Below are 26999 nucleotides of genomic sequence, written 5' to 3'. Positions count from 1 at the left end.
CGTGGGTCAGCGGGCGTAGGAGGCGCGGATGGTGCCGACGGGGGCGCCGCGGCCGAGGACGGCCAGGTCGAGCTTCGGTGCGACGGCGTCGATCGCAGCGCGATCGAGCGCGCCGGCGTCGGCGAGCAGCGACAGCGCCACGATCGTGGCGGCACGCAGGCTGCCGTCGAGGATCTTGAGCGCCACGGTCGTGCCATCGGGCGCCGCCATGACCATGACCCCTTCTGCGCCCAGCTTGGCGAAGATCCCCAGCTCGTCGATCACGACCGTGTTGGCGCGCCCCGGCCCATCGATCGCCCAGCCGTCGGCGAGCACGGCCGTGCGCAGCTGTGCCGCGTTGCGGAACAGTGCGAACGGCGAGCCGTCGGAGGCCGTTCCGATGCGCTGGATGCCGCGCGCGAGCGCGAGGAGCGACATGGCGTGGACGGGGGCGCCGCAGCCGTCGACCCCGGTGGCCACGACCTTCTCGCCGGTCAGGCGTTCCGTGGTGTCGCGGATGTGCTGCTGCAGCGGGTGCTGCGGATCGAGATAGCTCTCGAACGGCCAGTTGTTGACCCGGCAGGCGAGCAGCATCGCCGCGTGCTTGCCGGAGCAGTTCATGAACACCGGGCTGCGCTGGGCGCCGTCGCGGATCGCCGCCTCACGCGCGGACGCGTCGAGCGGCCAGTCGGCGGGGCAGAGCAGGGCATCCTCCGTCAGCTGGGCCTGCGCGAGCAGGCCGCGGACCACCGAGATGTGCGCGGGGGTGCCGGCGTGGCTGGCGGTCGCCAGCACCGCTGCCGCACCCTCCAGGTGCACACCGGCGCCCATGACGGCGACGGCCTGGAACGGCTTGAGCGACGAGCGCGGGAACACCGGCTTCTCCGGAGCGCCGAGCGAGATCGCCACAGCGCCGTCGGGACCGAGCACGACGGCCGAGCCGGCGTGCCGCGATTCCACGAAGCCGCTGCGCTCGACGACCGCGAGCTCGACCGCCTCGCCGGTGCCGAAGACCTCCGGGGTCACAGCGCGGCGAAGGCGTCGTCGAGCACCGAGACGGCGTCGGCGATGAGCGCGTCGGACACCGCGAGGCTCGGCAGGAATCGCAGCACGTTGCCCCAGGTGCCCGCGTTGAGGAACAGGATGCCGCGCTGGGCGGCGTAGGCGATGATCGCGTTCACCGCGTCCGGGTTGGGTGTCTTGGTGGTCTGAGCCGTGCCGGGCTGCACCAGCTCGACGGCGACCATCGCTCCGATGCCGCGCACGTCGCCGATGATGTCGTACTTCTGCTGCAGCTTCTCGAGCGCAGGCTTGAGCGCGTTCTCGATCCGTGCGCCGTGGGCGAGGAGGTCACCCTTCTCGATCTGCTCGAACACCGCGACAGCGGCAGCGGCGGCGACCGGGTTGCCTCCGAAGGTGCCACCCAGCCCGCCGGGCTGCGCGGAGTCCATGATCTCGGCACGGCCCGTGACCGCAGCGAGGGGGAGGCCGCCGGCGATGCCCTTGGCGCTGAGCACCAGGTCAGGGACGAGACCGAAGTGCTCGCTCGCGAAGTAGGCGCCGGTGCGCGCCATGCCGCTCTGGATCTCGTCGGCGATGAACACGACGCCGTTCGCGGTGCACCACTCCTGGAGAGCGGTGAGGTAGCCCTCTGCCGGCACCACGAAGCCGCCCTCGCCCTGGATGGGCTCTGCGACGAGGCAGGCCAGGTCGGAGGCTCCGACGACCTTCTCGAGGTAGGCGATCGTGCGGGCGGCCGCCTCCTGGCCGCTGAGGCCGTCACGGTAGGGGTAGGAGTTCGGGGCGTGGTAAACGTCGCCGGCGAACGGGCCGAAGCCGGTGGCGTAGGGCATCGCCTTGTAGTTCATCGCCATGGTGAGGTTGGTGCGGCCGTGGTAGGCGTGGTCGAGCACCGCGACGGCGCGGCGGCCGGTGTGCTTGCGAGCGATCTTCACGCCGTTCTCGACGGCTTCCGCGCCCGAGTTGACCAGCACCGTCTTCTTGGCGTGATCGCCGGGTGTGCGCTCGGCGAGGAGCTCGGCGACGCGCACGTACTCCTCATAGGGCGTGATCGTGAAGAGCGTGTGGATGACGTCCTGCAGCTGGTCGGCCGCTGCGGCGACGACGGCCGTCTCGGTGTGGCCGACGGTCGTGACGCCGATGCCCGCGCCGAAGTCGACGAACTGGTTGCCGTCGACATCGACGAGGATGGCGCCGTTGGCGCGCGCGATGTAGACGGGGAGCGCAGACGACACGCCGGTCGGGACGACGGCGAGGCGTCGCTGGTGCAGCTCCTGAGACTTGGGGCCGGGGACGGCGGTGACGATGCGGCGTTCTTGCTCCACGGTGAACGTGGGCGTGCTCAGGGTGTCAGTCATGATGCTGGCCAGTTTAGCCGGGGTGCGAGAATCGACGCATGAAGCTAGAGCACCGCTACGAGATCGATGTGCAGTGGACCGGCAACCGGGGCGATGGCACCAGCGGCTACCGGTCGTACGGGCGTGACCATACGGTGAGCGCTGAGGGCAAGCACTCCATCGAGGGGTCGGCCGACCGCGCCTTCTTCGGGGACACCGACCGCTGGAACCCGGAGGAGCTGCTGCTCGCCGCCCTCAGCCAGTGCCACATGCTCAGCTATCTGGCGGAGGCCGCCCGAGCCGGCGTCGTCGTGGTGGGCTACACGGATCGCGCGACCGGCGTGATGGAGCAGACCAATGACGGCGGGGGTCACTTCACCAGCGCGGTCCTCCGTCCGAAGGTCACCATCGCCGACCCCGCGCAGGCCGAGCTCGCCGCCTCCCTGCATGCTCCGGCGGCGGCCAAGTGCTTCATCGCGGCGAGCGTCAACTTCCCGGTCGGTCACGAGCCGGAGCTCCTGACGCTCGCCTGAGACCGGCGGCCGGCCTCAGGCCCGTCCCTCAGATCGCGCGCCCCCGCAGGCGCGGGGCCTCCGACGGCGTCGGCACCGGTTGGGCCGCGGCCCAGCGGTGGATGGCGGCGACCCAGCGTTCGTCGCGGGTGAGCGGAGCCGGCTGTTCGATACCCGAATCGCGCTGCGCCCGGAGCAGTGCTTCGTCCTGCCGCCGGCGAAGGAGGGCGTCCTGCGAGATGGACCAGAAGACGAGCGGATGCATGATAACCACCTATCGGCTTTGAGTGGTTACAGCCTAGCGTAACCTGCTATTGCGTTACAATGGTTACATGCGTACGAATGGGCCTGATCTCGGGGCCGACTACCTGGTCGCGTTCCTCAACACGCTCGATGTCGAGGAGCAGACGGACGCACTCGACGACGCGTCCGGCTTCGCGGCCTGGGCGCGCGAGCACGGTGTCGAACCGGGGGAGCCGGCCGAGGCCCGCCGCGTGCGCGACGCGCTGCGCCAGGTCGTCGACGGTGAGGAGGCGGACCTGCCCGCCGTGCAGCTGACGACAGCGTGTGGCGAACGTGCGGTCGAGCTGAGCGCGCGCACCGCTGCGGAGGCGGCGGTGGCCAGCTCGGTGGTGCTCAGCATCCAGGGCAAGCTCGGACGGGTGAAGCTGTGCGGCGGCGACGACTGCCGCTGGGCGTTCTACGACGGATCGCGCAACGGCTCCCGGCAGTGGTGCTCGATGGAGGTCTGCGGCAATCGCCAGAAGGCCCGCACGTTCCGCTCCCGGCGCGAGGAGCACGCCGGGTCGACGTCGGCCGCCGAAGACTAGAGGCGCTCGGGGCGCAGTGCCCGCTTGACGCGTTCGACGGTGTTGGCCGGCGGGGACTCGTTGTAGATCCCGGCCAGTTCCTGCCCGGTCAGGGCGTGGATGGCGGCCATGATCTCGTCGGTCGCCTGGCGTCGCGCTCGGCCGGAGTCGGCCGGGCCGTAGTGCGCGACGTCGATGGGCTCGCCGAAGGCGATCGTGATCGGGCGCACGCGGGGGAGCTTCGCGCCGACGGGCTGCACGTCGGCGGTGCCGATCAGGCCGACCGGCACCACCTTCGCACCTGTCGTGAGCGCGAGCCAGCCGATTCCCGTCCTGCCTTTGTAGAGACGGCCGTCGAGGGAACGGGTGCCTTCGGGGTAGACGGCGAACGCGGCGCCCGTGTCGATGATGCGCCGGGACTGCTCGAGCGCCTCCTGGGCCGCCTGGCCCGCTCCGCGCTTGACGCCGACGGCGCCGATGGCCGTGAAGAACGCGCGGGAGACCGCTCCCTTCGCGCCCGTGCCCTCGAAGTAGTGCGACTTGGCCAGGAACTGGACGCGCCGCGGCGCGGTCATCGGGATCACCAGGGAGTCGATGAACGACAGATGGTTGCTCGCGAGGATGATCTTGCCGTGCTTGGGGACGTTGCGCGTGCCGATCACCTTGGGCCGGTAGATGAGCCGGAGCAGTGGTGCGACCACGTGCCGGCCCACGAAATAGAGGAGCCCGGGGCGCGGGACGACATCGTCCGCGGTCGGCTGCCCGTCGTCGGGAGTGCGCTGGTTCACAGAACGAGGTTAGTTCCGTTCGTATGCCTCGGCCGGCATGCGTCGCTCAGAGCTGGAAGGGGCGGATCGGCGCGCACCCGTGACCTCCGGTGTAGGTCAGGCAGGGCAGCTGGAATCCGGGGTAGCGCACGGCGCGCGGGTCGCCGAACCATCGGTCGTAGAGTCGGGAGAAGTTGAGGTTGCCGTAGGCGGAGCAGGCGCCGGCCGGGCCCGTCGGGTGGGCGAGGGTCTGCTCGTCGGGCTGATAGGGCGTGTAGTTGTAGAGGTTGGCGGTCGCCTGATCGACGATCTCGACCCGGCTCGACCCGCACGTGGTGTCGGGGTGGAACTGGATGTCGTTCGCGCCGATCCGATAGCGCCAGTCGCCGGGGTGCGCGGTGTATTCGCGGAACTGCCAGGCCGCGCGGTACACCTGATTGAAGAACCCGAAGTAACGCGCGTCGCAGGCCGCCGTGTCCGGGCAGGCATACCCCGTGGCCTTCTGGTAGCCGCCGGCGCTGGGCGTGGTCAGCAGCGACTGCTCCTTCTGCAGCAGCACGAGGAGGACGCGTGGGCTGATGGTGCACGCCTGCGCGATGCGGACGATGATGCTGCTGGCCCGCTCGCTCGTGCGCGCGGGGATGGCCGCGCAGCGCTTAGGGGACGCCGGTGTGCGCGGGACGTCCATGCGGAAGTCCGCGAGGCACGGCGAGTCGTCCTTCGGGGTGCAGTCGCGCGCCTCCAGGAACCGCTGGACCTGCGCGGCGGTCATCGCGTACGGGTTGTAGAAGCTGTCGTCGCTGATGATGTCGCCGGGGTCGAAGCCAGGCGCGGCGGTCGCCGCGGCGGCCGGGAGGCTAGCGCGGGCCGGCGGGACGGCGTCGGCTGCCGGCGTGTCGAACGCAGGGAGCACGGTCAGAGCCGCCGCGGCCGCGAGGACCGTGGCGACGACGTGCCGACGTGTCTGGTGCATGCTGCGCCGGTCAGCCGAGGCGGCCGAGCGCCTCCTCGATCACTGTCGCCGCGTCGTCGATCAGCTCCTCGCTGATCACGACGGACGGCAGGAGGCGGAGGACGCTGTCCCAGCTTCCGGCGTCGAGCGGGATGACGCCGTTGGCCGTGGCGTGTGCGAGCACGGCCTTCAGCCCCTCCGGGTTCGGCTTCTTCGTGCCGGGAACGACGAGCTCGATCCCGAACATCGCCCCGACGCCGCGCACCTCGCCGACGACCGGGAACCGCTCGGCCCAGTCGCCGATGCGCGCCCAGAGCGCCTTCTCGACGCGGCGGGCCTCCGCGAGCAGGTCCTCCTGCTCGAAGGCCTCGAACACGGCCAGCGCCGCGGCGGTCGACACCGGGTTGCCACCGAAGGTGCCGCCGATGCCGCCGGGCTGCACAGCGTCCATGATCTCCGCGCGGCCGGTCACGGCGGCCAGCGGGAAGCCGCCCGCGATGCCCTTCGCGCTGGTCACCAGGTCGGGGACGACGCCGTGGTGCTCGATCGAGTACCACGTCCCCGTGCGGCCGATGCCGGCCTGGATCTCGTCCGCGACGAACACGATGCCGTTCTCGATGCAGAACTCAGAGAGCCGCTTGAAATAGCCGGGGGCCGGGATGATGATGCCGCCGTCGCCCTGCACGGGCTCGACGAACAGCGCCGCGAGCTCGGTGGCTCCGATGTGGGTGGTGATGTAGTCGATCGTCCGCTCGGCGGCCTCCTCGCCGGTCATCCCCTCCGGATCGCGGAACGGGTAGCTGATCGGGAGGCTGTAGATCTCGCCGGGGAACGGGCCCATTCCGGCGCGCTCCGGCCAGGGGCGGTAGGTCATCGCCATGGTCAGGTTGGTGCGGCCGTGGAACGCGTGGTCGAGGGTCGCGATGGCGCGGCGGCCCGTGTGCTTGCGCGCGATCTTCACCGCGTTCTCGACGGCCTCCGCACCGGAGTTGACCAGGATGCTGCGCTTCTCGAATTCGCCGGGGGTGATCTCCGCGAGCTTCTCGGCGACCCGCACGTAGTTCTCGTACGGCGTCACGGTGAACAGCGTGTGGGTGAGCTTGGCGGCCTGCTCGGCGGCCGCGGCCGCGACCGCGGGGTGGGCATGGCCGATGGTCGTGACGCCGATACCGCAGCCCAGGTCGATGAGACGGTTGCCGTCGACGTCGACCAGGATGGCCCCGGAACCGGACTCCATGTAGATGTTCGCCAGGGTCCCGGCGCCCCGGCTGACCGAGGCGGCTCTGCGCTGCTGCAGCTCGACCGACCGCGGGCCGGGCAGCTCGGTGACGAGGTGGCGGGACTGGGGGACGGAGAAGTCACGGGTCATGACCTCCATCGTATGGGCGCTTCCGGAGCGTCCGTTCAGCGGGGACCGAGGTGGATGCGGCAGACTGGGCGATCGTGCGCAGATCCCTCTCCGTCCTCACAGCCGCCCTCGTCGTCGCCGGCCTCGCCGCGTGCAGCAGCTCCGGCAACGGCTCGACGCCGTCCCCATCGTCCACGTCGGCCTCGGTGGCGACCTGTCAGAACGTGAAACCGGGGAGTGTCTCCGACTCGATCAAGGTGTCCGGCGAGTTCCGACAGACTCCGACGGTGACCTTCACGACTCCGCTCAAGGCGACGGACATCCAGCGCACGGTCGTTGTGAAGGGCACAGGACCGAAGGTGAAGGCGGGCGAGACCGTCGGGCTGGGACTCGCCGCCTACGACGGTACGACAGGCAAGGAGATCGCCGCACCCGAAGGTTTCGGTGACCAGGCCGCGGTCGATGCGCCCGTCGATGACACGAAGTGGCTTCCCGGATTCGTCCGAGGGGTCGAATGCCTCACCGTCGGCTCGCGCGTCGTCGTGACCTCGACGGCAGAGCAGGCGTTCGGCACGTCGTACTCGAAGCTCGGCCTGAAGCAGGATGCTCCCGTCGTGCTGCTCGCCGACATCGTCAACATCCCGCCCAAACTGCCGACCAAGGCGGACGGGACTCCTGTCGCACCCACCGCGGGATTCCCGACCGTGAAGCTCAGCAAGACCGGTGAGCCGACCATCACGATCCCGAAGGCCGATCCGCCCACGGAGACGCGGATCGCGATCCTCAAGAAGGGCTCGGGCGAGACCGTCCTCCCAGGCGACAGCGTCACGATCCAGTACAAGGGGGTACTGTGGCGAAACGGTCAGGTATTCGACTCGAGCTGGAGCCGCGGTGAGACCGCGTCGTTCCAGACGACCCAGGTCGTGAAGGGATTCCAAAAGGCCCTCGAGGGTCAAACCGTCGGCTCACAGGTCATCACCATCGTGCCGCCTGCCGACGGCTACGGGTCGGCCGGCCAGGGCGACATCAAGGGCACGGACACCATGGTCTTCGTGATCGACATCCTCGGCACCACACGCTGATGGATGCCCGCCGCGTCGTCATCCTCGGGTCGACCGGTTCGATCGGCACGCAGGCGCTCGACGTCGTGGCCGCGAACCCGGGCCGGTTCGAGGTCGTGGGCCTGACCGCGGGGCGCAACGCCGATCTCCTCGCCGAGCAGGCCGAGCGGTTCGGGATCCGCGAGACGGCGCTCGGGGCCGAGGACTCCGTGCGGTTGATCCGGGAGGTGGAAGCCGACGTGGTGCTCAACGGCATCACCGGCTCCGTGGGCCTCGGCCCGACCCTGGCTGCGCTGGAGACCGGCGCCATGCTCGCCCTGGCCAACAAGGAGTCGCTGATCGTCGGGGGAGCGCTGGTCAAGGAGGCTGCTGCTCCCGGCCAGCTCGTCCCCGTCGACTCGGAGCACTCGGCGCTCGCGCAGGCGCTGCGCTCCGGATCCGCCTCGGAGGTGCGGCGGCTGGTCCTCACCGCATCGGGCGGGCCGTTCCGCGGGCGGTCGAGGGAGTCGCTGCGCGACGTGACCCCGGCGGAGGCGCTGGCGCACCCGACGTGGGACATGGGGCTGGTCGTGACGACGAATTCCGCGACCCTGGTGAACAAGGGCCTGGAGGTCATCGAGGCGCACCTGCTCTTCGACGTCCCCTACGACCGGATCGACGTCACTGTGCATCCGCAGTCGGTCGTCCACTCGATGGTGGAGTTCGTCGACGGCTCCACGATCGCGCAGGCGTCGCCCCCCGACATGCGTCTCCCGATCTCGCTGGGCCTGGGCTGGCCCGACCGCGTGCCGGGCGTCGGCGCGCCGCTCGACTGGTCGCGGGCGCACAGCTGGACGTTCGAGCCGCTCGACGACGAGGCGTTCCCCGCCGTCGCTTTGGCGAAGCGCGTCGGCACGGCCGGCTCGACGTACCCGGCCGTCTTCAACGCCGCGAACGAGCAGGCGGTCGCGGCGTTCCACGCCGGCGCCATCGGCTACCTCGACATCGTGGAGACGGTCGAGCGGGTGGTGGACGAGCACGAGGCGGCGGCCGACCTCGACCTCGAAACGCTCGCGGAGGCGGAGCGCTGGGCGCGTTCGACGGCGGACGCGATCATCGCCGCGTAGGCTACCGCTCACCATCAGTATTTGTGTGCGTTCGTTCAGGGGGATCATGGCGCGCATCAGCTCCGTCATCGCGGTCGCGGCGGTAGCCATCGGAGTGCTGCTCCTGGCGGCCTGCTCCGGCAAGGCCGGCGCTCCAGTGCCGACGGCCACTGCATCGTCGTCGACGTCCACTCCGTCGCGATCGGCGTCGGCGGATCCGCTCTCGACCGTCGATGCGATACTCGTCGGCGGTGACGGCCTGCACCTGCAGCACGGTACGGAGACGGTCGCCCTGCTCGACTACCGCACTGACCCCGCGCAGGCGATCGCGGCGCTGACTGCGGTGCTCGGTGCTCCGACGGCCACCTCCGAGGCCGGGGGAACGAACCACACCGTCCCCTCGACGCTGACCGAGTTCGGCGGCCTGCGCGTCGTCGACCATCATTACGGGGCGCCGGTCACCTACGATTACCTCGTCACGCCGGCCTGGAGTGTGATGCTCTCCGCCGCCGCAGCAGGCGATGTCGCTCTGGGCACCACGGTCGGCGTGGCAGTGGGTGAGCCGTATGAGAACGCACAACCCGTCGCCGGATCAGGGCAGAGTTCGGCCACCATGCCCGATGGCAGCCAGGAGAGCTGGGTCCTGGTCGAGAGGTCTCCGGGCTCTCCCGAGGTCGAGGGCGGGGCGGTCGGCGTGCTCGTGGGCGCCCGCCCGTGGCCGGGGCCGATCAGCTGGATCTCCGCGCCTGCCATGTTCGGCGGCGCATAGCTCGCACTCATACCGCATGGGGCTCGCTCCAAGAGATCGCCGCTAACCTGTCCACGTGGATTCCGTGCTGCTCTTCATCCTCGGCGTCGTCATCATCCTGATCGGCGTCGCGCTGTCGATCGCGCTGCACGAGATCGGCCACCTGGTGCCGGCCAAGCTGTTCGGCGTCAAGGTCACCCAGTACATGATCGGGTTCGGCCGGACGCTGTTCTCGGTCAAGAAGGGTGAGACCGAGTACGGAATCAAGGCGATCCCGCTCGGCGGCTACATCTCGATGATCGGGATGTTCCCGCCCGGTAAGGAGGGCGGCAGCGGCCGCAACGCGACCACCGGCTTCATGCAGGCGATGGTGCAGGACGCCCGAACCGCGAGCTCGGAGACCGTCCTGGTCGGCGAGGAGGACCGCACCTTCTACCGCCTGGCGGTCTGGAAGCGGATCATCATCATGTTCGGCGGCCCGTTCATGAACCTGCTGATCGCGACGGTGCTCTTCGGGGTGATCCTGATGGGGTTCGGCACGCCGCAGAACTCGACGACCATCGGCTCGGTGAACCAGTGCGTCCTGCCGGCGACATCGACCAGCCAGACCTGCGCACCGGGCGATCCGGCGGGACCGGCCGCGGCTGCCGGCCTCAAGCCGGGCGACACGATCGTCAGCATCGATGGCCAGGCCATCACGACGTGGGCGCAGTCGACGGCGATCATCCGCGACTCGGCCGACCGTTCGCTCGCCGTCGTCGTGCGGCGCGACGGCCAGGAGCGCACGGTCACACTCGTCCCGAAGACGAACACCGTAGCGAAGACGGACGCGAACGGGCAGATCGTGAAGGCCGGGGACGGCAGCACCGAGACGCTGACCGCCGGATTCGTGGGCATCGGCTCGGTTCCGGAGCTCGTTCCCCAGCCGATCACGTCCGTGCTGCCTGCGGTGGGGGCGCAGACCGGCGCCGTCGTCGGGGTCGTCATCCACCTCCCTCAGCGGATGGTCGATGTCTGGAACGCCGCCTTCGGCTCGGGTAAGCGCGACCCGAACGGCCCGATGAGCCTGGTCGGCGTCGGTCGCGCGGCGGGTGAGCTCACCGCGCTCGACGGCGTCCCCGTGATCGACAAGGTCTACACGATGCTGGGCATCCTGGCCTCGCTCAACGTCGCCCTCTTCGTCTTCAACCTCATCCCGCTGCTGCCGCTCGACGGCGGGCACATCGCCGGCGCGCTGTGGGAGGGCTTCCGCCGCTCGATCGCGAAGCTCTTCAAGCGACGCGACCCGGGACCGGTGGACATGGCCAAGCTCATGCCGCTCACGATGGCCGTGGTCGTCGTCCTGGGTGGGATGAGCCTCCTGCTGATGTACGCCGACATCGTGAAGCCGGTCAATCTGTTCGGTTGAGCCGGCTCCCCGGCCGCGCCCAGCCACCTCCCACCCGCACGCGTAGGATTGTCGGGTGGCAGCAATCAACCTGGGGATGCCCAAGGTCCCCGAGACCCTCGCACCCCGTCGCAAGTCCCGTCAGATCCGTGTCGGAAAGGTCCTGGTCGGCGGTGACGCCCCCGTCAGCGTGCAGTCGATGACCACGACGCCGACGACGAATATCAACGCGACCCTGCAGCAGATCGCCGAGCTCACGGCCTCCGGGTGCGACATCGTGCGTGTCGCCGTGCCGAGCCGCGACGATGCCGAGGCTCTGCCGATCATCGCCAGGAAGAGCCAGATCCCCGTCATCGCCGACATCCACTTCCAGCCCAACTACGTGTACGCGGCCATCGACGCCGGCTGTGCGGCCGTGCGCGTCAACCCGGGCAACATCCGCAAGTTCGACGACCAGGTCGGCAAGATCGCCGCCTACGCCAAGGCCGCAGGAGTGTCGCTGCGCATCGGTGTCAACGCGGGTTCCCTCGAGCCGAGCCTGCTGCAGAAGTACGGCAAGCCGACGGCGGAGGCGCTCGTCGAGAGCGCGGTCTGGGAGGCGAGCCTCTTCGAGGAGCACGACTTCCACGACTTCAAGATCTCCGTCAAGCACAACGATCCGATCGTCATGGTCAAGGCCTACCGGCAGCTCGCCGAGCGCGGCGACTGGCCCCTCCACCTCGGCGTGACGGAGGCCGGCCCCGCCTTCCAGGGCACCATCAAGTCCGCGACCGCGTTCGGCATCCTGCTCGCGGAGGGCATCGGCGACACGATCCGCGTCTCGCTGTCTGCCCCGCCGGCCGAGGAGGTCAAGGTCGGCCTCCAGATCCTCCAGTCGCTCAACCTGCGCGAGCGCAAGCTCGAGATCGTGTCCTGCCCGAGCTGCGGACGCGCCCAGGTCGACGTCTACACCCTCGCGGACAGCGTGACCGAGGGACTGCAGGGCATGAGCGTCCCGCTGCGCGTGGCGGTCATGGGCTGCGTCGTCAACGGGCCGGGGGAGGCCCGCGAGGCCGACCTCGGCGTCGCCAGCGGCAACGGCAAGGGCCAGATCTTCGTCAAGGGCGAGGTCATCAAGACCGTGCCGGAGGCCGAGATCGTATCGACCCTCATCGCCGAGGCCAACCGCATCGCCGCCGAGATGGAGGCCGCCCAGGTCGCCTCGGGCGAGCCGACGGTCACCGTCGGCCACTAGCCCGCCCGCGGCCGAGCCGACCTCCACCGCACCACTAACATGGAACGGTGCCTACTCGCCTGACGAACTACTTCCTCCGCACCCTCCGTGAAGACCCCTCCGACGCGGAGGTGACCAGCCACAAGCTCCTCGTGCGCGCGGGCTACATCCGTCGCCAGGCGCCGGGCATCTTCGCGTGGTTGCCGCTGGGTTTGCGCGTCAAGGGCAAGATCGAGCAGATCATCCGCGAAGAGATGACGGCGGCGGGAGCGCACGAGGTGCACTTCCCCGCGCTGCTCCCGCGCGAGCCCTATGAGGCGACGGGACGCTGGGAGGAGTACGGCGACGGCATCTTCCGCCTGAAGGACCGCAAAGACGCCGACTACCTGCTCGCGCCCACGCACGAAGAGGTCTTCACGCTGCTCGTGAAGGACCTGTACTCGTCGTACAAAGACCTGCCGCTGTCGATCTACCAGATCCAGGACAAGTACCGCGACGAAGCCCGTCCGCGCGCGGGGCTGCTCCGCGGCCGCGAGTTCACGATGAAGGACGCCTACTCGTTCGACTACACCGACGAGGGCCTCGACGCCAGCTATATGGCGCAGCGCGACGCCTACGAGCGCATCTTCACGCGCCTCGGCCTCGACTACGTGATCGTTCAGGCCGACGCCGGCGCCATGGGAGGGTCGCGAAGCGAGGAGTTCCTGCACCCCACCCCGGTCGGCGAGGACACCTTCGTGCGGTCGGCCGGAGGCTACGCGGCCAACGTGGAGGCCTTCACCTCGACGCCGCCGGCAACCCGCGGCTACGAGGGCCTCACACCGCAGGAGGTGCTCGACACCCCGAACATCCCCACCATCCAGACTCTCGTCGATGTCGCCAACGAGAAGCACCCGCGGCCCGACGGTCGCCCCTGGACGGCAGCGGACACCCTCAAGAACGTGGTCCTTGCCCTCACCCACCTCGACGGCACGCGCGAGCTCGTGGTCGTCGGCCTGCCCGGCGACCGGGAGGTCGACCTGAAGCGCGCGGAGGTGGCGTTCGCACCCGCCGAGGTCGATGCGGCCACCGAGGACGACTTCCGCAAGCACCCTGGCCTCGTCAAGGGCTACATCGGCCCGTGGTCGGCAGACGGCGCCGTGCTCGGCGAGGAGTCCGCGACCGGCATCCGCTACGTCGTCGACCCCCGCGTCGTCGACGGCTCGGGATGGATCACCGGCGCGAACCTCGACGGCAAGCACGTCTTCGGCCTGGTCGCTGGGCGGGACTTCGGTTGGGACGGTGTCGTGGAGGTCGCCGAGGTCAAGCCGGGAGACCCCGCTCCCGACGGCTCCGGCCCTGTCGAGCTCGCGCGCGGCATGGAGATCGGCCACGTCTTCCAGCTGGGCCGCAAATACGCCGACGCCCTCGGCCTGAAGGTGCTGGACGAGAACGGCAAGCTCGTCACCGTCACAATGGGTTCCTACGGCATCGGAGTCACGCGCATCCTCGCGATCATCGCCGAGGAGAACAACGACGACAAGGGTCTCGTCTGGCCGGCAGCCGTGTCCCCGTTCGACGTGCACGTGGTGGCCGCCGGCCGCGACGCCGTCGCGTTCGACGTGGCGGAGCAGGCGACCGCAGAGTTGGAGGCGGCCGGGCTCGAGGTGCTGCTGGACGACCGACCCAAGGTGTCGCCCGGCGTCAAGTTCGGCGATGCGGAGCTCATCGGCATCCCGCGCGTCCTGGTCGCCGGCCGCGGCGCCGCCGACGGCGAGGTGGAGCTGTGGGATCGCCGCACGGGCGAGCGCGCCACGCTCCCGCTCGCGGAGGCGATCGCGGCGCTGACCGCCTGACGACCGGCCGGCAACGGCCGCTCACGCCGCCTGACCGTGCCGGGTGCACGGCTCAGGCGGCGTCGTCGTCTCCGGTGATCTCGGCGTGGATCCGGCGCAGGTCCTCCATCAGCGAGCCGATGAGCACCCAGTGCCGGGGGTTCGGCGTCGTGATGACGAGGGGCGCGGTCAGCACGGGCAGTCCCGCGGTCTCGGTGGACGGCTCCGCCACCGGGACGTCGGGATCGCGCGAGAGCAGCCGGAGATCGTGCGCAGAACGCTCGAGCTCGTCCGCGATCGCGGCGATCGTCGGCTCGTCCGCGAGGCTGTCGTCGTAGTGGTCGTGGAAGGCGCGGGTCATCCCGAGCGAACGGGTGATCAGCGGGCGCAACCGGGCGAAGAGCTCCTGGTCGTGCTCCAGCACGGCCCGGTGGCGGGACTGCCGCGGATTGAGCGTGAGGCTCTCGTCGGCGGCTGTGAGCGCCGCCTCGGTCTTCTTCTCCATCGGACGCAGCAGGCGCGCCTCGATCAGGAGGGCGTCCCGCTCGCCGGGGGTCGGCCGGCTCGTGAGCGCCGCCGCGAGCCGGTCGAGCGTCGCTGCGATCTCCCTGCCGAGCGTGAGGACGGACGTGCGGGCCGGTCCGGTGAGCACCGGAGGGACCACCAGGATGTTGATGATCACTCCCACGGCTGCGCCGAGCACGGTCTCGACGATGCGGGCGAGCGGGTACTCGAGATTGGCCGCCCCCAGCGAGAGCACGAGCATGACGCTGATCGGGACCTGATTGGCCGTGCCCGGCGTGAGCTTGAGAGCCCAGGCCAGGAAGAGCGACGCGACCAGGGTGAGGAGCACGATCCAGGTGTTGCTCCCGAAGGCGAGCCCGACGACGTAGGCGATCACCACGCCGAAGATCACGCCGATCGATCGTTCGATCGCGCGCCCGACCGACTGGTTGACGCTCGGTTGCACGACGAGCAGGGCGGCGATCGCCGCGAACACCGGGAGCTCGCCGGGGAAGAGCAGCGTCGCGATGCCCCACGAGATGATCATCGCGGCGGCGGTCTTGGCGACCTGGAGGAACGGCACCCTCGAGGCGGCCCGGATGTTCGCGGGCAGCTGGATCTTGACCGGGAACTTCGGAGCCACGTGACCAGCGTAGCCCGCAGAATGCTCCCGTCTCAGACGGCGAAACGACGGTAGGCCTCCGCCGACCGCGCAGCAGCGCGCTCCTGCGTCGCGGTCAACGGCTCGAACGGCTGAAGATCGACCGTGCCATCACCCGCGGGCCTGCGCCAGGTGCCGACGACGCGCCCACGCGCCACGATCGTCGGCTGGAAGACACCGTTGCCTCCCGGCACGATCCGCTCGAAGTGCGCCTCGTCGAGGACCGGACGGCGGTCTTGGTAGCCCAGCAGATACTCGTCGAACGCGGGGAGGAGCTCGACAGCGTCCCGCTCGCTGCGGGTCTGCGGGGTGGACGTCGCGCGATCGGCGAGGTCGGCCGTCACGAGATAAGAGACACCATCGACCTCCAGCGTGGTGACGGCGTCGCCGAGCACAGCCAGCCCGGTCTTGGCTCCGGCGACCGTACCCTTCGTCCACCAGACGAAGTCCTTGATCGTGGCCGGCCCGTGGCCGCGAAGGTACCGCAGGAGGAACTCGCCCCAGGCTTCGTCGGGCTCGAGCTGTCGTGTCGTCGGCGCCCACTCGTCGAGCAGCACAAGCGCCTGCTGTGTTCGGAGGGTCGGCCCCCAGCAGAGCACCCCGGTCTGGGCGAGGAAGTAGATCAGATGGTAGCCGCGCTGGCCGCCCGTCGCGATGCCGGCGTTCTCCCAGAGCTCCATTACCTCCGCCCGGCCGATGCTGCGGCCGCCGGAGAGCGCGTCGGTCACGAGATCGCGGGCGCGGGCGAAGTCGGGGGACTCGAGCTCCAGCTGCCGGTGGCGCGCGGCGAGACCAGCGACCATCCGGGCGGTCGTGATGCCGAGCATCCAGCGCAGGTCTTCCGGCGGAACGAAGTGGAGCGTGCCGCGCATCGGCCACGAGCGGATGACCCGCCCCGCGTCGAGTTCGGCGAGCACGTCGGCGCGCGTCGCGCCCGTCGTGCGCACCGCGAGCGCCCAGCATCCCGCGGCGAAGTCCTGTGCCTGGACGGCGAGCAGCCGGCGGGCGACGTCGGCAGGGCCGGCCTCACGTTCACCGTCGATGGCGTGCGCGAGGCGGCGCATCCGGAGCAGGTCGGCGCGAGACGTCATGGTGTCAGTCTGGTGCAGGCCGCCGACAGCCGGTGCACGGCGCGGAGAGGGGCGTCAGGACACGAGGTCGAGGTCGCGGAGCTGATCGAGGAGCCCGGCGCCGTCGGGAGCGTAGACCCACGGCGCTCCCGAGATCTCGCTGTGCTTCTCGGCCTTCGAACGGCCGCCGGCGAGCACCGCCTCACCGTTCGACAGCTGCCGGATGGCCACGGCCGCCACGTTTCCCGGGTGGGCGGTCGTGAACTCGCCATAGAGGGCCTCGTCGTGCTGGCCGTCGTCGCCGACCAGCAGCCAGCGCAGTCCGGGGAACTCGTCCGCCAGCCGGGCGAGGCTGGTGCGTTTGTGCTCACGGCCGGAGCGGAAGAAGCGGTCGTGCGTCGGACCCCAGTCGGTGAGCAGCAGCGGTCCGGCGGGGAACAGATTGCGCGAGAGGAAGCGGGTGAGAGTGGGGGCGACGTTCCAGGCGCCCGTTGAGAGGTAGATGACCGGGGCGCCGGGGTGCGCTGCGGCCAGGCGTTCGAGGAGGACCGACATGCCGGGCGTGGGCACCCGCGCGTGCTCGTCGAGTACGAAGGTGTTCCACGCGGCGAGCAGCGGCCGGGGGAGAGCGGTGACCATGACGGTGTCGTCGACGTCCGAGATGATGCCGAAAGTGGCCTTGGGATCGACGATGTAGACGGGCGCCTCGAAGACGCGCGCGGATGCGGGAACCGTCAGCTTGACCGTGTGCCAGCCGGGAGCCAGCTGAACCGGGATGACGGTGTCGATCACGCCGCCGCGGTCGGGCATCACCTCGTGGCGGTCGCCCTCCACCTCGATCACGACCGGTACGTCCGCGACAGGCACGCTGATGAACGAACGCCAGCCGCGGATGGACTCCTCGCGCTTGCGGTGCTTGCGCTCGGCACGGCTGCCGGGGCGAGGCTCCTTGGCCAGCACGACTCGGCCGAGGATGCGCACCCAGGACGGCGCTCCGTAGCCCGTGTAGGGGACGACCGTCTCCAGGAATCCGCGCTTGCGAGCACGGCGGGCGCGGAACTCGTGGAAAGCGTCCTCAAGGCGCGCGGCGCGGTGCATGATGGGCTCGACGCTCGCGCTGCGCTTGGCTGGGGTGGAGGTCATAGAGGTACCAGTTTCTCATGGAGTGAACGATCGGCTCGACGCAGCCCCCAGATCTGGGGGACAAAACTTCGGTGTGTCTGAGGCTTTTCCCGACAAAGGTGAGGTTTCCCCGAATATGATCCGAAGTGAGCGGCGGAAAGATCCCGCCGCCGGGCTGGGGACCCGCACGCGTATCGTGGAACACAGAAAGAAGGAGCCGCCCTCGTGCCCATCAACGACCTGGTCGCCGCGCAGAACACCGTCGGAGCGCCGCTCGTGCGCACGGAGCCGATCCAGGAGCGGAGCGCTGCTCGGATCGACGCCCTGCTCGACGCCGCAGCGGAGGTGGTCGACGAGATCGGCTTCGACCGGCTGACCACCGCGATGGTCGCCGAGCGCGCCGGCGCGTCCATCGGCACGGTCTACCGCTACTTCCCCGACCGCATCGTGCTCCTGCAAGCACTCAGGGACCGCGCCCTCCTGCGCTACCGGCACTCCGTCGTGGAGGCCATCCGCACCGAAGGCCCCGAGCACTGGTGGAACGCCGTGGAGTGCGCGATCGACGCGTTCGTCGCGATGTTCCGCACCGAGCCGGGATTCCGGATCATCCGGTTCACGGATGCCGAGCGCTCGGGCCTGCCGGGCGAAGAGGAGGCCGAGCGCACCGTCTCGTTCGCCTCCCAGTTCGCGGCCATCCTCTCGGAGGAGTTCGGCCTCCCCGCGGGCGACGATCTGGCATTCCGCCTCGAGATCGTCGTCGAGATCATGGACGGCCTCATCAACCGGGCGTTCCTCGACGACCCGATGGGCGACCCGCGTTACATCGACGAGGCGCGCATCGTGGCGCGCGAGTATCTGGAGCGGCGGTACGACCCGAAGGGCTGACGCTCTTCGAGTTCGTCCTCTCCGGGAATGTCGGTGGTACCCGACAGGGTTGTCTCATGGTGACCGGGTTTCCTGCCACAAACCGACTCAATTCATTGCGAATTGATCGAAACGCTGTTTGGCTGGGGGCGATGGCCCCGCACACTGCGACCACGACGCCGTACCGACCGAGGATTGAGGACCGATGATCGAGTTCCGCTCGGTGACGAAGCGGTTCCCCGACGGGACCGTGGCGGTCGACGATTTCTCGCTCGTCATCCCGTCGCGGCAGATCACCGTTCTGGTGGGGTCGTCGGGCAGCGGCAAGACGACCATCCTGCGCATGGTGAACCGCATGGTCGACCCGACGAGCGGCACGGTGTCGATCGACGGCGAAGACGTGCAGAGCCTCAAGCCTGTGCACCTGCGCCGGCGCATCGGCTACGTGATGCAGAATTCCGGCCTGCTGCCGCACCGCAAGGTCGTCGACAACATCGCGACCGTCCCGCTGCTCACGGGCGTCAAGAAGAAGGCGGCGCACGAGCGAGCCCTCGAACTGATGGACACGGTCGGCCTCGAGCGCTCGCTCGCCGACAAGTACCCCAGCCAGCTCTCCGGAGGCCAGCAGCAGCGTGTGGGTGTGGCCCGCGGTCTCGCGGTCGACCCGAACATCCTGCTGATGGACGAGCCGTTCGGCGCGGTCGACCCGATCGTGCGCGACGACCTCCAGAACGAGCTGCTGCGCTTGCAGCGCGATCTCGGCAAGACGGTGCTGTTCGTCACGCACGACATCGACGAGGCGTTCCGGCTCGGCGATCAGGTGGTCATCTTCCGCAAGGGCGGAATCGTGGCCCAGAAGGGAACGCCGGCGGAGATCCTCGCGTCACCCGCCGACGACTTCGTCGCGTCGTTCGTCGGCGCCGACCGCGGCAAGCGCGCGCTCCACATCGAGGAGACCCCGACCGGGTCGGTCCTCGTCGACAGTGAGGGGCGCACCGCAGGCGTCCTGACTGCCGAGCTCTCCCCATCCGAAGATTCAAAGGCCGCGACGGTGTCCGTCGCGGGTGGTGCGGACGCCGTAACGCAGGGTGGCGCCCCTCCACGGCTTCCGCAGTGAACTTCCTGTGGTCGAACCTCGGCCTGGTCTGGAATCTCACGGTCTCGCACGTGGCGTTGAGCGTCATCCCGATCGTCGTCGGGTTCCTGGTGTCACTGCCGATCGGCTGGGTGGCCAACCGCTATCGCGTGAGCCGGCCGGTGCTGCTGACCATCGGCGGAATCCTCTACACGATCCCGTCACTCCCGCTGCTGGTCGCGATGCCGGCCCTGATCGGCACGAAGATCCTCAATCCGGTGAACTTGGTGGTCACGCTCAGCATCTACGCTCTGGCGCTCATGGTGCGCACCACGGCAGACGCCCTCGCCTCGGTGCCGGGCGACGTCGCCCAATCCGCGACCGCGATCGGGTTCTCGGGCTGGCGCAGGTTCTGGTCGGTCGAGCTGCCGTTGGCCGGCCCGGTGGTGCTCGCCGGACTGCGGGTGGTGTCGGTCTCGACGGTCAGCCTGGTGAGCGTCGGCGCGCTCCTCGGGGTGCCGAACCTCGGACAGCTCTTCACGGACGGCCTCAACCGCTACTACCCCGAGGAGGTCGCGGTCGGCATCATCCTCATCATGGTCGTCGCCCTGGTGTTCGACCTCGCTCTCGTGCTGCTCGGACGGCTGCTCCTCCCGTGGTCGCGTCTCGACCGACGCACGGGGCGGCTGCGGCGCTCTGCGGCGATGAAGGCGGTGACCGGCGCATGACCGATTTCCTCGCCGCCTTCCAGTGGCTCTTCGACCCCGTCAACTGGGCGGGGCCGAGCGGCATCCCTGCACGCACGGGCGAGCACATCGTCTACACGCTGCTCACGCTGCTGATCGCGAGCATCGTCGCCCTCCCCATCGGATTCCTGATCGGGCACACCGGGCGGCTGCGCGGACTCGCGGTCGGCGTCTCCGGTGCGCTGCGCGCGCTCCCCACGCTCGGGCTCGTCGTCTATCTGGCGTTGATCATGGCGAACATCTCGATCGTTCCTCCGCTGATCGCGCTCACGATCCTGGCCATCCCTCCGCTGCTCGCGGGGGCGTACTCCGGCCTGGAGTCGGTGAACCGGAGCACGATCGACGCCGCGCGCGCGATCGGCATGACCGAGTGGCAGATCTTCGCCAAGGTCGAGCTGCCGCTGTCGCTCCCACTCGTGCTCGGCGGCCTGCGTTCGGGCGCCCTCCAGGTCATCGCGACGTGGACCGTCGCCGCGATCCTGCCCGTCGGCGGTCTCGGGCGGTTCCTGTTCGACGGGCTTCCCGTGCAGAACTACCCGGAGATGCTCGGCGGATCGATCATCGTGGTCGTTCTGGCGCTCGTCGTCGACGGGCTGTTCGCGCTGACGCAGAGGCTCGTCGTCCCGCGCGGCGTCGCGGCCGGGAAGGTGCGCGCCGACCGGGCGAAAGACCCGTGGCGCGCGTTCGGCGTCACCGTGCCCGGGCGGCAGCCCGTTCCCTGACCTGACGTTCCTTGCCGACCCGCTCGTACCTGCTCACACAGACCCATCGCACACAGAAGAGAGAGAATCACATGTTCGGATCCACGAAGGGCCGCATCGCGGCCGGTGTGCTCGCCGCAGGGGCGCTTCTGGCCCTCAGCGCGTGCTCGTCCGGCGGAGGCGGCGCATTCAGCACCAGCGGCAGTTCCTCGTCCGGCGACACCGTCACCGTCGGCTCCGCCGCGTTCGGCGAGTCGGAGATCCTGATGCAGGTCTACGGCCAGGCTCTGGCCGCCAACGGCATCACGGTCAACTACAAGCCCAGCATCGGCCAGCGCGACGTCTACCTGAAGGCGCTCCAGGACGGCTCGATCGACCTCGTCCCGGAGTACTCGGGCAACCTGCTTCAGTTCTACGACAAGAACAGCACGGCGAGCTCGAGCGCCGACGTGTACGCCGCACTCAACGATGCCCTGCCGAAGGGCTTCGAGGTGCTCGACCAGGCGAAGGCGCAAGACGCCGACTCCTACAACGTCACCAAGGAGTTCTCGGACAAGTACGGCGTGACGAGCCTCGAAGATCTGAAGAAGGTCACCGTGCCGCTCACGGTCGGCGCGAACCCGGAGTTCGCCACCCGCCCCTACGGCATCCCCGGCCTGAAGTCGACCTACGGCGTGACGGCGACGCTCACCCCGATCAGCGACTCGGGCGGCCCGCTCACCGTCACCGCGCTCAAGAACGGTGATGTGCAGCTGGCCGACATCTACACGACGACCCCGGCCATCAAGGACAACGGTTTCGTCGTGCTGAAGGACCCGAAGAACCTGATCGCCGCGCAGAACATCGTGCCGCTGATCAACACGAAGAAGGCCTCGGACAAGGTGAAGTCGGTGCTCAACAAGGTCTCGGCCGAGTTGACCACGGACGACCTCATCAGCATGAACGCCGAGAACCAGGGCGCCAGCAAGACCCAGCCCGACGCCGTGGCGAAGAAGTGGCTGCAGGAGCACCCGATCAAGGTCTAGGTGCGAGCGGGAGGCGCAGGCCTTCTCACTGCTCCGCGTGCGGCGGCTCGGGCGACCGGGCCGCCGCACCCATGTGCGCGGCCTCCCGCTTCTGGAGGACCTTCTTCACCACGAACACCACCCCGATGAACACCGCGATCACGGCGACGAACACGTAGCCTGCCCAGTGGAGCTCCTCCGACAGCTCGCGGTAGCCGCCGGCCGCGAGCGAACCCACGCTGACGTAGGCGAACGCCCAGATCACGCAGGCGGGTGCGGTCCACGCCATGAACGTCCGGTAGCGCATCGGGCTCATGCCGACGGTCAGCGGGATGAGCGAGTGCAGCACGGGGAGGAAGCGCGAGAGGAAGACGGCGATGCCGCCGCGCTTGGCGAGGTAGGCCTCCGCCCGGTCGAAGTTCTGGGGGCCGAGTCGCCGACCGAGCCGGCTGGCCCGGATGCGCGGGCCGAAGTAGCGGCCGAGGGCGAAGCCGATCGATTCGCCGCAGAGTGCGCCGAGGATCACCGCGATCACGAGCGCGGCGTACTCGACCGGGCTCGCGACCGCCGTCGAGGCGACCAGCACGATCGTGTCGCCGGGGACGATCAGCCCGATGAGGATCGAGGTCTCCAGCATGATCCCGACTCCCGCCAGCAGGGTTCGCAGGACCGGGTCGACCGACTGGACGATGTCCAGGATCCAGGTGAGAGCGTCGTTCATGTGCCCGGCGCAGAGCGGATCAGCGCCCAATACGCCTCGATGGCGTCGGCCATGTCGGCGCTCGGGTCGAGCATCCACTGCACCTGCATGCCGTCGGCGACCGCGACCGCCAGGCGTGCGAGCGTGCGCGGGTCGGCGCCGGCGCGGATGCGGCCGGCCTCCTGCTCGTCGCGCAGGTAGTGTTCGAGACCGCCGACGATCTGCGCGTAGCGCGAGACGAAGTACTCGTGGCCGGGGTGTTCCGGGTCGGCCGCCTCGGCGGAGATGGTGGCGTAGAGCTGGACAAGACCAGGGACCTCGGCGTTGTGCCGTACGATCCCGACGAGCCCGTCGAACGCCCCCGTCCGGCCGGAACCGAACCCACCGCCGGCCGAGTCCACCTCGTCGCGCTTGCGGAGCACCTCGGCGAACAGCTCCTCTTTCGACGAGAAATGGTGCAGGAGGCCCGCCTGGCTGAGGCCGACGGAGTCGGCGATCTCGCGCAGTGAGGCTTTGCGGTAGCCCTTGTCGGCGAACACCTCCAAAGCGCGCGCGAGGATCTCCTCGCGTTTGGCGATCCCCTTGGCGTATCCCCGCTTCTCCGGCATGCTTCCAGGCTAGTGGGAGGCGCCTGATCAGCTCGTGAGGACGAGCACCGATCAGCTCGTGAGGACGAGCACCGGCGGCACGACCACGAGCAGGACGATCGCGACGACGACGAGCAGGCGGACCCCCGTGCCGACCGTCCTGCGGTCGTCGGTGAGCCGGGCCTCGCGCGCGAGCAGGGCGGTGCGCCGCTGTTCCGGCGTGCGCGGGTCCTTCGGGGCGCCGAGCGCCGTGCCGGCCGATCCGGTCGAGTCGACGATCCGGATGGCATCGGCCAGCACCGCGTCGCCGGAGGTGCGCCGCGCGGTGTCGTCGGCGAGCATCTCCACGAGGAGCGCCACCGCGTCCTGCGCCCGGGTGGCGATCGGGAACCAGGGGAGTGCACGCTTCCACGACCGGAAGGCGTCGAGGAGCAGGTGGTGCTTCTGGCGCAGGTGGGCGCGTTCGTGGGAGATGACGGCCTCCAGCTCCTCGGCGCTGAGGAGCTCGATCATGCCCTCGGACAGCACCGTGACGCTGCGTGCGCCAGGCAGACAGTACGCAGCAGGGGCGGGATGGTCGATGATGCGGGTCGCCGGTTCGTCGGGCAGCGGCGAGCTCAGCAGGCGCAGGAGCTCCATGTGCCGGTGCCGTTGGCGACGGCTGCGCACGGAGGTGAGGGCCAGGTTCAGCACCAGGTGCGCCGCCAGCAGCACCGCCGCGCTCAGGAAGAACGTGTGCAGCAGCGACACATCCGGCGGGAGCGGCCCCGTGAACAGCGCTGCCGCGGCCCCGGTGACGCGGCTCGCCAGATCGTCGCCGAACGGTTCCAGGCCCGCGAGCAGCAGCGAGCCGATCATCGAGATGCCTCCGGCGAGCGCGATCGACTGCCAGAGTGCGAGGGCGAGCACCGGTGCGGCGGCCGGCCACTTCGCGCGCGCGAGGATCAGCGGCACCGGCCAGGCGAGGGCCAGCGCGAGCACGCCGAGCACCACGGCGGTCGAGTCGACGGGCATCCTGGTCAGCTGCGAGCGTCGAGCAGCCGGCGCAGCACCTGGGCCTCGGACTCGTCGACGGATCCCACGAAGTACGCGAGTGCCTCAGTGCGGTCGGAGGAGGTCTCGAGCACTTCGCGCATCAGGTCGGCCACGTGCCCGGCGCGGGTGAGGGTGGCGAAGTAGACGTGCGGGCGGGCGTCGCGGTCGCGGTCGACGAAGCCCTTCTGCTCGAGGCGGGAGAGCACCGTGAGGACGGTCGTGAGCGCCGGGGTCTTGCCGTCGGTGCGGGAGGCCGCTAATTTGTCGCGCAGTTCGCCTGCGGTGATGGGGGAGTCGCCCGACCAGAGGGCGTCCATCACCGCTCGTTCGAGTTCTCCGAGATTCGCCACGCCTCCAGGGTAGCGCGAAGTAGCTGTGAATGTTCTACACTCTGTAGAAGTAGCCGTTCTACAGACTGTAGAACTTGACCGGAAGGGTGGGGCTGCGTGCACGAGATCCTCGATCCGCTGCTGCTGGCGCGCTGGCAGTTCGGACTCACGACCATCTATCACTTCCTGTTCGTCCCGCTGACCATCGGCCTCGTGACCGTCGTCGCGATCTTCCAGACCGCGTGGTACCGCACCGGCAAGGTCCACTACCTCCAGCTCACGCACTTCTTCGGCAAGCTGTTCCTGATCAACTTCGCGATGGGCGTCGTCACGGGCATCGTCCAGGAGTTCCAGTTCGGCATGAACTGGTCGAACTACTCGCGCTTCGTCGGCGACATCTTCGGCGCGCCCCTGGCGCTGGAGGGGTTGCTCGCGTTCTTCCTCGAGGCGACGTTCATCGGCCTCTGGATCTTCGGCTGGGACAAGCTGCCGCGCGGCATCCATCTGGCCTGCATCTGGATCGTCGCCGTCGGCTCCATCCTCTCGGCGTACTTCATCCTCGCCGCCAACGCGTTCATGCAGAACCCGGTCGGCTACAAGCTCGACCCCGCACGCGGCCGCGCCGAGCTGACCGACCTCTGGGCGGTGCTCACGAACAAGGTGGCGCTGGCGGCGTTCCCGCACACCATCTTCGGCTGCTTCATGGTCTCCGCCGGCCTCATCATCGCGGTCGCCGCCTGGCACCTCTCGCGCACGCGCAACCTGGAGACCATGCGTCCGGCGCTCAAGTTCGGTCTCTGGATGATGGTCGTCGCCGGCATCGGCAGCGTGATCAGCGGTGACCAGCTCGGCCTGGCCATGGTGCAGACCCAGCCGATGAAGATGGCGGCGGCCGAGGCGCTCTACAAGACCTCGACGGGAGCGGACGCCTCGTTCTCGATCTTCACCCTGGGCACACCGGACGGCGTGCACGAGCTGTTCTCCATCCGTGTGCCCTACCTGCTCTCGTTCCTGTCGACGCACACCCTCGACGGCACGGTCGAAGGCATCAACGATCTCAACGCCCACTACCAGGACATCTTCGGCCCGGGCGACTACACCCCGATCATCTGGGTGACCTACTGGTCGTTCCGCTGGATGATCGGTCTCGGCCTCCTGCACGTGCTCGTCGCGGTCGTCGGCCTCTGGCTCACCCGCAAGGGCCGCACACCACCGTGGCCGTGGATGTGGAAGGTGGCGATCTGGGCGTTCCCGCTCTCGCTCGGCGCCATGATCGTCGGCTGGATCTTCACCGAGATGGGCAGGCAGCCCTGGATCGTGTTCAGCCTCATGAAGACCCAGGACGGCGTCTCGCCGGGGACCACCGGACTCGAAGTCCTGATCTCGCTGCTCGCCTTCACCGCGGTCTACGGCACCCTCGCGGTCGTCGAGTTCAAGCTCATCAAACGCGCGGCCCAGAAGGGACCGGCCCCCGCCGAGGAGCATCTCGACGACGAGGGCAAGCACGTCCCGGTCGCGACGGTCTACTAGGAGGAGACGGCAATGGATCTCGCAGTTCTCTGGTTCGGCATCATCGGCTTCTTCTTCATCGGCTACTTCGTGCTCGACGGGTTCGACTTCGGCGTCGGCATGTCCCTGCCGTTCCTCGGCAGGGACGAGACCGACCGGCGCGTCCTCATCAACACGATCGGCCCGGTCTGGGATCTCAACGAGACCTGGCTGATCGTCGGGGGCGCCGCCCTGTTCGCCGCCTTCCCGGAGTGGTACGCCACGCTGTTCAGCGGCTTCTACCTGGCTCTGCTGCTCATCCTCATCGCGCTCATCCTGCGCGGGGTGTCGTTCGAGTACCGGCACCAGCGGCCGGAGTCGACGTGGAAGCGTCGCTTCGACGCGATGATCGTGATCGGCTCGGCCGTGCCCGCGCTGCTCTGGGGCGTCGCGTTCGCCAACATCGTCCAGGGTGTCGCACTGAACGCGCACCACGACTACACGGGCACCCTGTTCGACCTCCTGAACGGCTACGCTCTGCTGGGCGGCCTGACGACGCTGCTGCTGTTCTTCACGCACGGCGCCGTCTTCGTCTCGCTTAAGACGGATGGCGACATCCGCAAGCGGGCCAGGCGGCTCGCGACCCGCTCCGGCGTGCTCGCCATCGTGGTCGCCGCGGCCTTCCTGACCTGGACCGTGATCGCGCACTTCTCCGTCGCGCTCCTGGTGCTCGCACTGCTCGCGGCCGTCGCCCTCGTCACCTCGTGGGTCCTGAACCTGCGGGGCGCCGAAGGCTGGTCGTTCGGCTTCATGGCGGCGACGATCGCCCTCGCCGTGGCGGCGCTGTTCACGGCGCTGTTCCCGAACGTGATGCCGTCCGTGCCCAACCCGGAGAACAGCCTGACCATCGCGAACGCCTCCAGCTCGGAGACGACGCTCACGATCATGACCTGGGTGGCGGTGATCTTCCTTCCGCTGATCCTGCTCTACCAGGGCTTCACCTACTGGGTCTTCCGCAAGCGCGTGACGCGGGCGCAGATCCCCGACGACCACCCCGAGCCAGAACCGGCAGCCGTCTGAG

Annotated in this window: 28 protein-coding genes; 15 read left to right on the top strand and 13 right to left on the bottom strand. The window is 69.3% G+C overall.

What is annotated here, in order from left to right; genetic code table 11:
• Nucleotides 1–6 precede the first annotated feature (6 nt).
• Both KNO15_RS02380 and gabT read right to left on the bottom strand, forming a co-directional pair.
• Nucleotides 7–1005 carry an asparaginase gene (locus KNO15_RS02380; RefSeq protein ID WP_241701821.1) on the bottom strand — a complete coding sequence of 333 codons (999 nt, stop codon included), beginning with the start codon at nt 1003–1005 and terminating at the stop codon, nt 7–9.
• Nucleotides 1002–2357, bottom strand: coding sequence for a 4-aminobutyrate--2-oxoglutarate transaminase (gene gabT, locus KNO15_RS02375; protein WP_241701820.1), 1356 nt, complete (start codon nt 2355–2357; stop codon nt 1002–1004). The genes KNO15_RS02380 and gabT overlap by 4 nt, the downstream gene beginning before the upstream one ends.
• 38 nt (nt 2358–2395) lie before the next feature.
• Between gabT and KNO15_RS02370 the strand changes: the two genes are divergently transcribed.
• Nucleotides 2396–2869, top strand: a complete 474-nt coding sequence (locus tag KNO15_RS02370) for an OsmC family protein (protein WP_241701819.1) — start codon at nt 2396–2398, stop codon at nt 2867–2869.
• 28 nt (nt 2870–2897) lie between these two features.
• Here the strand turns inward: KNO15_RS02370 and KNO15_RS02365 are convergent, their stop codons facing one another.
• Entirely contained in the window at nt 2898–3113 is a 216-nt protein-coding gene (locus KNO15_RS02365) for a hypothetical protein (RefSeq protein ID WP_241701817.1), read from the bottom strand.
• Between the two features lie 67 nt (nt 3114–3180).
• Between KNO15_RS02365 and KNO15_RS02360 the strand changes: the two genes are divergently transcribed.
• Nucleotides 3181–3678: a CGNR zinc finger domain-containing protein gene (locus KNO15_RS02360; protein ID WP_241701815.1), complete on the top strand. Its 498-nt coding sequence runs from the start codon at nt 3181–3183 to the stop codon at nt 3676–3678.
• On the opposite strand, the gene KNO15_RS02355 is transcribed toward KNO15_RS02360, so the two are convergent.
• From KNO15_RS02355 to KNO15_RS02345, 3 genes are read right to left on the bottom strand one after another with little or no spacing between them, the layout of a single operon-like run.
• The gene (locus KNO15_RS02355) at nt 3675–4445 is read right to left on the bottom strand and encodes a lysophospholipid acyltransferase family protein (RefSeq protein WP_374113131.1); all 771 of its coding nucleotides are present in this window, start codon (nt 4443–4445) and stop codon (nt 3675–3677) included. The genes KNO15_RS02360 and KNO15_RS02355 overlap by 4 nt on opposite strands.
• A gap of 46 nt (nt 4446–4491) precedes the next feature.
• A complete protein-coding gene (locus KNO15_RS02350) occupies nt 4492–5397 on the bottom strand; it encodes a hypothetical protein (protein WP_241701813.1) in 906 nt (301 codons plus the stop codon).
• 10 nt (nt 5398–5407) lie between these two features.
• Entirely contained in the window at nt 5408–6754 is a 1347-nt protein-coding gene (locus KNO15_RS02345; protein WP_241701811.1) for an aminotransferase class III-fold pyridoxal phosphate-dependent enzyme, read from the bottom strand.
• A 41-nt stretch (nt 6755–6795) separates the two neighbouring features.
• On the opposite strand from KNO15_RS02345, the gene KNO15_RS23265 reads away from it, so the two are divergent.
• Genes KNO15_RS23265 through KNO15_RS02315 form a run of 6 tightly spaced genes read left to right on the top strand, consistent with a single transcriptional unit; the run spans nt 6796 to nt 14053 of the window.
• Complete coding sequence (locus tag KNO15_RS23265; RefSeq protein ID WP_241701809.1) at nt 6796–7806, top strand: FKBP-type peptidyl-prolyl cis-trans isomerase; 1011 nt, start codon at nt 6796–6798, stop codon at nt 7804–7806.
• On the top strand, nt 7806–8891 hold the full coding sequence (dxr, locus tag KNO15_RS02335; protein ID WP_241701807.1) for a 1-deoxy-D-xylulose-5-phosphate reductoisomerase: 1086 nt from the start codon (nt 7806–7808) through the stop codon (nt 8889–8891). Before KNO15_RS23265 ends, dxr begins: the two co-directional genes overlap by 1 nt.
• Nucleotides 8892–8937: 46 nt before the next feature.
• Complete coding sequence (locus KNO15_RS02330) at nt 8938–9639, top strand: hypothetical protein (protein ID WP_241701805.1); 702 nt, start codon at nt 8938–8940, stop codon at nt 9637–9639.
• 55 nt (nt 9640–9694) lie between these two features.
• Nucleotides 9695–11026 (top strand): M50 family metallopeptidase, encoded by a 1332-nt coding sequence (locus KNO15_RS02325; RefSeq protein ID WP_241701804.1) that lies wholly within the window; start codon nt 9695–9697, stop codon nt 11024–11026.
• Nucleotides 11027–11081: 55 nt separating this feature from the next.
• On the top strand, nt 11082–12239 hold the full coding sequence (gene ispG, locus KNO15_RS02320) for a flavodoxin-dependent (E)-4-hydroxy-3-methylbut-2-enyl-diphosphate synthase (RefSeq protein ID WP_241701802.1): 1158 nt from the start codon (nt 11082–11084) through the stop codon (nt 12237–12239).
• Nucleotides 12240–12286: 47 nt separating this feature from the next.
• Nucleotides 12287–14053 carry a proline--tRNA ligase gene (locus KNO15_RS02315; protein ID WP_241701800.1) on the top strand — a complete coding sequence of 589 codons (1767 nt, stop codon included), beginning with the start codon at nt 12287–12289 and terminating at the stop codon, nt 14051–14053.
• Nucleotides 14054–14105: 52 nt separating this feature from the next.
• Here KNO15_RS02315 and KNO15_RS02310 read toward each other — a convergent pair whose 3' ends face one another.
• Genes KNO15_RS02310 through KNO15_RS02300 form a run of 3 tightly spaced genes read right to left on the bottom strand, consistent with a single transcriptional unit; the run spans nt 14106 to nt 17410 of the window.
• On the bottom strand, nt 14106–15179 hold the full coding sequence (locus tag KNO15_RS02310; RefSeq protein WP_241701799.1) for an FUSC family protein: 1074 nt from the start codon (nt 15177–15179) through the stop codon (nt 14106–14108).
• Between the two features lie 32 nt (nt 15180–15211).
• On the bottom strand, nt 15212–16288 hold the full coding sequence (locus KNO15_RS02305) for a winged helix DNA-binding domain-containing protein (RefSeq protein ID WP_241701798.1): 1077 nt from the start codon (nt 16286–16288) through the stop codon (nt 15212–15214).
• Between the two features lie 54 nt (nt 16289–16342).
• Nucleotides 16343–17410: an App1 family protein gene (locus KNO15_RS02300; RefSeq protein WP_241701797.1), complete on the bottom strand. Its 1068-nt coding sequence runs from the start codon at nt 17408–17410 to the stop codon at nt 16343–16345.
• 204 nt (nt 17411–17614) lie between these two features.
• Here KNO15_RS02300 and KNO15_RS02295 point away from each other — a divergent pair, with 204 nt between their 5' ends.
• From KNO15_RS02295 to KNO15_RS02275, 5 genes are all read left to right on the top strand, one after another.
• The gene (locus KNO15_RS02295) at nt 17615–18274 is read left to right on the top strand and encodes a TetR/AcrR family transcriptional regulator (protein WP_241701795.1); all 660 of its coding nucleotides are present in this window, start codon (nt 17615–17617) and stop codon (nt 18272–18274) included.
• A 184-nt stretch (nt 18275–18458) separates the two neighbouring features.
• Nucleotides 18459–19370, top strand: coding sequence for an ABC transporter ATP-binding protein (locus tag KNO15_RS02290; RefSeq protein WP_241701793.1), 912 nt, complete (start codon nt 18459–18461; stop codon nt 19368–19370).
• The gene (locus KNO15_RS02285; protein WP_241701792.1) at nt 19367–20056 is read left to right on the top strand and encodes an ABC transporter permease; all 690 of its coding nucleotides are present in this window, start codon (nt 19367–19369) and stop codon (nt 20054–20056) included. Before KNO15_RS02290 ends, KNO15_RS02285 begins: the two co-directional genes overlap by 4 nt.
• Entirely contained in the window at nt 20053–20796 is a 744-nt protein-coding gene (locus KNO15_RS02280) for an ABC transporter permease (RefSeq protein ID WP_241701791.1), read from the top strand. Before KNO15_RS02285 ends, KNO15_RS02280 begins: the two co-directional genes overlap by 4 nt.
• 71 nt (nt 20797–20867) lie before the next feature.
• Entirely contained in the window at nt 20868–21800 is a 933-nt protein-coding gene (locus tag KNO15_RS02275) for an ABC transporter substrate-binding protein (RefSeq protein ID WP_241701790.1), read from the top strand.
• 25 nt (nt 21801–21825) lie between these two features.
• On the opposite strand, the gene KNO15_RS02270 is transcribed toward KNO15_RS02275, so the two are convergent.
• From KNO15_RS02270 to KNO15_RS02255, 4 genes are read right to left on the bottom strand one after another with little or no spacing between them, the layout of a single operon-like run.
• The gene (locus KNO15_RS02270) at nt 21826–22500 is read right to left on the bottom strand and encodes a DedA family protein (RefSeq protein WP_241701788.1); all 675 of its coding nucleotides are present in this window, start codon (nt 22498–22500) and stop codon (nt 21826–21828) included.
• On the bottom strand, nt 22497–23087 hold the full coding sequence (locus tag KNO15_RS02265; protein WP_241701786.1) for a TetR/AcrR family transcriptional regulator: 591 nt from the start codon (nt 23085–23087) through the stop codon (nt 22497–22499). The genes KNO15_RS02270 and KNO15_RS02265 overlap by 4 nt, the downstream gene beginning before the upstream one ends.
• 51 nt (nt 23088–23138) lie before the next feature.
• Nucleotides 23139–24080: a M56 family metallopeptidase gene (locus tag KNO15_RS02260; RefSeq protein WP_241701785.1), complete on the bottom strand. Its 942-nt coding sequence runs from the start codon at nt 24078–24080 to the stop codon at nt 23139–23141.
• A gap of 5 nt (nt 24081–24085) precedes the next feature.
• The gene (locus KNO15_RS02255; protein WP_208039284.1) at nt 24086–24451 is read right to left on the bottom strand and encodes a BlaI/MecI/CopY family transcriptional regulator; all 366 of its coding nucleotides are present in this window, start codon (nt 24449–24451) and stop codon (nt 24086–24088) included.
• A gap of 96 nt (nt 24452–24547) precedes the next feature.
• Between KNO15_RS02255 and KNO15_RS02250 the strand changes: the two genes are divergently transcribed.
• Both KNO15_RS02250 and cydB read left to right on the top strand, forming a co-directional pair.
• Nucleotides 24548–25960, top strand: a complete 1413-nt coding sequence (locus tag KNO15_RS02250) for a cytochrome ubiquinol oxidase subunit I (protein ID WP_241701783.1) — start codon at nt 24548–24550, stop codon at nt 25958–25960.
• A gap of 12 nt (nt 25961–25972) precedes the next feature.
• A complete protein-coding gene (gene cydB / locus KNO15_RS02245; RefSeq protein ID WP_241701781.1) occupies nt 25973–26998 on the top strand; it encodes a cytochrome d ubiquinol oxidase subunit II in 1026 nt (341 codons plus the stop codon).
• The last annotated feature ends 1 nt before the right edge of the window (nt 26999 follow it).

This window comes from Leifsonia shinshuensis (assembly GCF_022606355.1).
Lineage (GTDB): Bacteria > Actinomycetota > Actinomycetes > Actinomycetales > Microbacteriaceae > Leifsonia > Leifsonia shinshuensis_B.
This window is presented reverse-complemented; position numbering and strand designations above follow the sequence as displayed.